This window comes from Runella sp., from assembly GCF_027484545.1.
GTDB lineage: Bacteria > Bacteroidota > Bacteroidia > Cytophagales > Spirosomataceae > Runella.
Window position 1 is genome coordinate 1 of sequence record NZ_JAIXST010000354.1, and the last position, 5,461, is coordinate 5,461.

Below are 5,461 nucleotides of genomic sequence, written 5' to 3' on the forward strand. Positions count from 1 at the left end.
CTGACTCGTTTTCCATGCTGAAAATTTAGCATAAAGGGCGTAAAACTCTTGCTCTTCTGTGTTCATAAACCAAATATCGCTATTTTTGAGATTTATAACTAACTTGTCCTACCCCCATGTCTTATAGGTAGGTACTTCTTTTCAAAAAAGGGATAATGAGCATATTATTTGTTCCGGTCAAAGAAAAAATCCTTTGCTATGAACATCCTTACGTACGCGTTGAAAAAGTACAGCTTTGTTTTTTATCTACTCCTATTCTTAATTGGTTCAGTTTACGAGGTACTGGGTCAATGCTCTATTACCCTCAAACCGACCGTATCGGGTTGCTACCAAAACAACGGCAGTAAAGCCACGGTAAGCGTGGAAGTGACTTGGGCGAATGCACCCTCAGGCGAGACCATTGTTGTAACCGGGCCGGCGGGCAGCGTACCTGCCACCCGAACCATTACACCGGGGCTGATCAATGTGAACTACGGTTTCAATCAAAACGGCCCGCAGACCATCGTGTCACCGCAAGTAGTCGCTTTTGAGATTCCCGCCAACGGCGCATCGGGATTGACTGTATCCGCCCAATTTTCAACAACTACCTCCTGTAATGCTACCTCAGCTTCTTTCGGTGCCCCGGCGGCCTGTGCCGCTTTGGTGTGTCCTTCGGGGACTTTGGGATGAAGAGTGTTTGTGGATTATAACGCCGACGGTATCAAGCAACTGGGTGAAACCAACGGGATTGGCAGCGTGGCTGTGAAGGCTATTGCCTGCGACGGAACCGTTTTCACTACCACGAGCGACAATCACGGCGACTACGTGTTCAGCGGGGGCAATGCCATTGCGGCCAACAATTACCCCGTTCGGATTGAATTCTCAAATTTGCCGGCGTACGCAGGACAGGGAACCCCCAACGGTACCGACGGGCGAACGACGGTTCAGTTTATCAATGCCCCCGATTGCAGCGTAGATTTAGGTATCAATGACCCTTCAGATTACTGCGAAACCAACCCGCGAACCTTCGTTTCGTGTTTTGTCAACGGAAACAATACCGACATTGACCCCAACACCAATTCCCTATACGATTCGGGTGGTTTGGATGCTTTGGTAGCCTTTAATTACGACTACAACGGCGTCAAAGACATGAGCAAAATGACGGTACTGGCTACGGCCAAAGATATTGGCTCGGTATGGGGTTTGGCCTATAACAAGTTTACCAAAAAATTGTTCGGCTCGGCGGTGTTGCGTCGGCACGTAGGGTTGACTGCCAAAGGGTTGGGTAGCATATTTGTCATTGACCCAATTGCTGGCGGCGTGGTTTCTTCGTGGGATGTAGCCACCGATATGTCCGTGAATGTGGGAACGATTGGCAGTAATGCCACCCGTGGATTAACCGGCTCGGGTTCCCCCAGCCAGGACCCTGATGCCTTTGATAAAATTGGAACCGTTGGGATTGGAGATATGGACATTGTCGAAGATGGAAACGCACTTTTCTTCACCAACCTGTTTGATAAAAAACTCTATAAAATTGATATTACTCAATATAACAGTAGCGGTACGATTCCCAACAACAGTAAAATAACGCCACTTACCCTGCCTGAGCCCCACTTGCCAAGGGGGGGAAGCCTGCCCGTGGGGTTTGAAAGTTTATAAAGATAAAGTATATGTAGGGGTTGTCTGTGATGCGTTTACTTCTCAGGATAAATCACATTTGAGGTCTTATGTGTATGCTTACGATTTGGGTACAAATAGTTGGGATACCAATCCTGCCTTTGATTTTCCTTTGACCTATCCCAAAGGTTATCCCAACATTTTCAGCGGTACTGAGATTACAGGTTGGTATCCCTGGTCGAATAACTGGAACATCAAACAAAGTGCCTCCAACTCCGGCGACAAAGTCCATCCTGAGCCTATTCTTACCGACATTGAATTTGACATTGACGGTTCGATGGTATTGGCCTTTGGCGACCGAACCGGTTTACAGGGCGGAGTCCGAAACTATGGGCCTAATGACAATTCTCTTTTCAACACCATTGCTGGGGGCGATATTTTACGGGCTTATTTCAGCAATGGTACATACATACTGGAAAACAATGCCAATGCAGGTCCGAGCGTGGGTTCATCGCCCGATAATAACCAAGGACCAGGATTTGGGGAATTCTACAATGACAACTTTATTGACAGTGACGACCCCAACAATGTATCTTTATCACACGCCGAAAACGTATTCGGAGCTTTAGGACTGCGCCCTGGCTCGGGAGAAGTGGTCGTAACTGTCTTAGACCCTATCAATCGCCCTCAAGGAGGGGATTTTAACGACTACTACAATTCAGGTGGTTTCCGTAAGTTAAATAATACCACGGGAAATTGTACCAACCTGTGTACAACCAAAAGGCAGTTTGGGAGACTTCGTTTGGAAAGACACCAACAACAACGGTATCCAAGACGAAACCACGCCAAACGGCGTCGTCGTCGCAGGAGTGCAGATCGAACTCTACAAAAACGGAACGCTGTTTGCCAAAGATACCACCGATGCCACGGGCAAGTATTTGTTCACCAATTTGGACGCAGGTACGTACAAAATCAAAGTCCTATCGGCTTCGATTCCAGCAGGTTGTGAGATTTCAAGTGTGAAAGACGCGCCTAATGACGATACCAAAGACTCCGACGTGGACAAAACCACGGGCGAATCGGGCAATTAAACTAAACTAAATGAGGTTTGCAAGAAAACTGAGTGGACTTACGTTATATAAACATGGGACTAAAACTTGAAAAAGTTCAAATAGACTTACTAAAAGAACTTCAACGGAATACTTCTGATAGGCTTACGTATCAGAAATTAACAACGTTGTTGATGCTCCATCATGGCTACCCTGCCGTTGAGATTTCAGAGCTCTTAGGCATTGACTCATCAACGGTAAATCGTCATTACCACCAATACCTTTCGAGCCAGGATTTTAACATTTATTTAGGGCTACATTACAAACCTTGTGTGGGCAAATTAACTGAATCTCAAAAAGTGTTTTTAAAATCATACATCAAAGAGAACTTGTGCCATTGTGCTGACCAAGTACGGCTTTATATTGAGCAAACCTTTGGGGTCATTTACACGACTGACGGGGTGATAGCCCTTTTGCATCGTTTGGCTTTTTCCTACAAGAAGACCCGTTTAATCCCTTCGGGGGCAGACCAAGACAAGCAAATACTTTGGATAGAAGAATTCCGCAAGATAGAGGCTAAGAGGATGCAACAGATTGCTTGATAGTGAGGTGATTCTTTTTGGCGATGGAGTTCACCCCCACCATAATACGGCTCCTGCTTACGCTTGGATTGAGAAGGGAACAGAAAAGGAAATTCCCTCCAATACAGGTCGTAAACGGCTCAATATTAACGGAGCTGTCAATCCTGCTGATGCTACGGAAGTTGTCTGTCACGAGTGCGAGACTATTAATGCTCTAACCACAGTTGTCTTCTTAAAAGCGATTGAAGAACGTTATTCTAACAAGAAAACAATTCATCTTTTTGTGGATAACGCCCGTTATTATCGTTCCGTTTTAGTGCAGGAATATCTAAGAAATTCTCGTATTACAATGCACTTTTTGCCGCCCTATTCTCCTAATCTTAATCCCATTGAGAGACTATGGAAGTTCCTTAAAAAAGAAATTATAAAGTCAAATTATACGCCTGATTTTAAGGTATTCCGGCAACGAATAAGAGACTTTTTTGCCGATATTGGCAGCTATAGAGATAAATTAAAATCTTTGATAAATACAAACTTTCAAATCATCAAAACTCCAAAATTGGTTTTGCAAACCTCTGTGAGTTAAGTATACATTGCCAATAATCTCATTGCCAACTCAACGGTGGAGGAAGTGTTGGACATCACGCCCGAATTTTACGTGGCAACAGTCGTTAATCCTACAGCGGCCCAAAAATACCAGTGCGGAACGCGCAAAGGGCGAATGCGGCATTTTGATATTGCCAACAGTACCACTACTTCCAACACCAACCTCAATGGTTGCGGCAGTTTTCAGTTGGTCAACCGGTGAAACAATTCAAAACAGTAACGGTTTAAAAGCCGGCAAGTATAAAGTCGTGGTGACGGATGCCAAAGGATGCTCCGTTGTCGACAGCATTTCACTTTCCAATCCTCCGTTGTTGGCTTTAACAGCCAAGGGCGATGTGGTGTGCGAAGGCGATACTATCCAACTTTCGGCTACCTTCGAAGCGGGAGAAAATAGTAGCTGGACGGGGCCTGCGAACTTTACTTCGACACAAACTAATCCGTTCATTGCCAATGCTCAGCTTGCTCAGCAAGGACGGTACATTGCAACCGTTAGCAAAGGAGGTTGTACCCAAACAGATACGGTTCAGGTCGTTGTCAAAACACGCCCAACGCTTCAGGTGGTCTTGGTGAGTTGTGTTTCCAATTCGTATTCGGTACGTGTTCAGGTATCGTCCTCGGCTACCTTCAGTTCCAATGAAGGCACCGTGACCAACGAAGGAAACAATACCTATTTCGTTCAGGCGATTCCAAACAACAAAATTGCGACCTTAAAGGTGGTGAATGCGGCCGGTTGTGAATTGATTCAGAAAATTGACCGAACCATCTGCGATGCCAACCCGCCGCAACCCTGTGCCAATAATCCCGCAGGGCCAAATTCGATTTTGTGCGAACCCTCAGTGACGCATTCCTTGCCCAAGCCTACCAACGGACGGTATTGGGTAGCGTCGGCTTCCAATCCTACTTCAGCGTCTGCCGATACAACCGGATTAGTGACGGGCCTGACTCAAAATGGGGTGTACCATTTTATCCTGATTCTCACCTTTTGAAAATTGCGCAGACACAGTTACCGTTACCCGTCGGGCAGCGCCTCGTTACAGCGTATCGGCATCGTCGGCTACCTGTGCTGGAGACAGTACTTATCAGGACGGATTTATTCAATTAACCGGATTTGATGCCAATGCCGGTTTTGGATTGACCTTGGGTACTCAATACGATGCATCAACAACGGCACAGCCCATTCCGGTCGATGGTAAGATTTTGAAAAATGCGGTGAATCCACCAACTGATCAGACCTATACCGTACGCGTGTTTGCAGAAAATGGTTGTTTTATGGATAAGACCGTAGTGTTGAAACACGTTGTTTGTCAATGTGCTCCGCTTCCCTGCGTTCCACTCAAAATGAAGCTTAAAAAGAAGAGATAAAGAGGTTAGATTCTCTGATAATTTTTGTGGATTTATTCAACCATCGCGTTGCGGGGCCCGCACGGCGAACCGATAAGAAGTATAAGATTATATGATTTGTAAATGCCTGAAAAACAAAATCTTATATTTACTTATATGCCTAATATGGTTGGGTGTACGAATGTATGCAGGATTGCTTCCTAAGCGGCCATTCTGACCAATTGAATTACCTCATCCCATTGATTACTAAGGTTTTTTGTTCTCAGATTTAAAACTTGCTGTGCTCCA

Annotated in this window: 8 protein-coding genes; all 8 read left to right on the top strand. The window is 45.4% G+C overall.

The window, feature by feature from the left end; translation table 11 throughout:
* Window positions 1-198: 198 nt before the first annotated feature.
* The 8 genes from Q0081_RS31570 (at window position 199) to Q0081_RS31605 (ending at window position 5,194) form a co-directional block, all read left to right on the top strand.
* A complete protein-coding gene (locus Q0081_RS31570; protein ID WP_298363081.1) occupies window positions 199-669 on the top strand; it encodes a hypothetical protein in 471 nt (156 codons plus the stop codon).
* A gap of 9 nt (window positions 670-678) precedes the next feature.
* The gene (locus Q0081_RS31575; protein WP_298363083.1) at window positions 679-1,638 is read left to right on the top strand and encodes a hypothetical protein; all 960 of its coding nucleotides are present in this window, start codon (window positions 679-681) and stop codon (window positions 1,636-1,638) included.
* A gap of 746 nt (window positions 1,639-2,384) precedes the next feature.
* The gene (locus Q0081_RS32080; protein ID WP_409034117.1) at window positions 2,385-2,687 is read left to right on the top strand and encodes an SdrD B-like domain-containing protein; all 303 of its coding nucleotides are present in this window, start codon (window positions 2,385-2,387) and stop codon (window positions 2,685-2,687) included.
* 53 nt (window positions 2,688-2,740) lie between these two features.
* Complete coding sequence (locus Q0081_RS31585) at window positions 2,741-3,247, top strand: winged helix-turn-helix domain-containing protein (protein ID WP_298363087.1); 507 nt, start codon at window positions 2,741-2,743, stop codon at window positions 3,245-3,247.
* Entirely contained in the window at window positions 3,240-3,812 is a 573-nt protein-coding gene (locus tag Q0081_RS31590) for an IS630 family transposase (RefSeq protein ID WP_298363089.1), read from the top strand. Before Q0081_RS31585 ends, Q0081_RS31590 begins: the two co-directional genes overlap by 8 nt.
* Window positions 3,813-3,848: 36 nt before the next feature.
* Window positions 3,849-4,034 (top strand): hypothetical protein, encoded by a 186-nt coding sequence (locus tag Q0081_RS31595; protein WP_298363091.1) that lies wholly within the window; start codon window positions 3,849-3,851, stop codon window positions 4,032-4,034.
* Window positions 4,000-4,818: a hypothetical protein gene (locus tag Q0081_RS31600; protein ID WP_298363093.1), complete on the top strand. Its 819-nt coding sequence runs from the start codon at window positions 4,000-4,002 to the stop codon at window positions 4,816-4,818. The genes Q0081_RS31595 and Q0081_RS31600 overlap by 35 nt, the downstream gene beginning before the upstream one ends.
* A 151-nt stretch (window positions 4,819-4,969) precedes the next feature.
* Entirely contained in the window at window positions 4,970-5,194 is a 225-nt protein-coding gene (locus Q0081_RS31605; protein WP_298363095.1) for a hypothetical protein, read from the top strand.
* The last annotated feature ends 267 nt before the right edge of the window (window positions 5,195-5,461 follow it).

What these genes read in the sequence shown, in the direction of transcription:
- Q0081_RS31585 (WP_298363087.1), top strand. Translation starts at nt 2,741, where the DNA reads ATGGGACTAAAACTTGAAAAAGTTCAAATAGACTTACTAAAAGAACTT.
- Q0081_RS31600 (WP_298363093.1), top strand. Translation starts at nt 4,000, where the DNA reads ATGGTTGCGGCAGTTTTCAGTTGGTCAACCGGTGAAACAATTCAAAAC.
- Q0081_RS31570 (WP_298363081.1), top strand. Translation starts at nt 199, where the DNA reads ATGAACATCCTTACGTACGCGTTGAAAAAGTACAGCTTTGTTTTTTAT.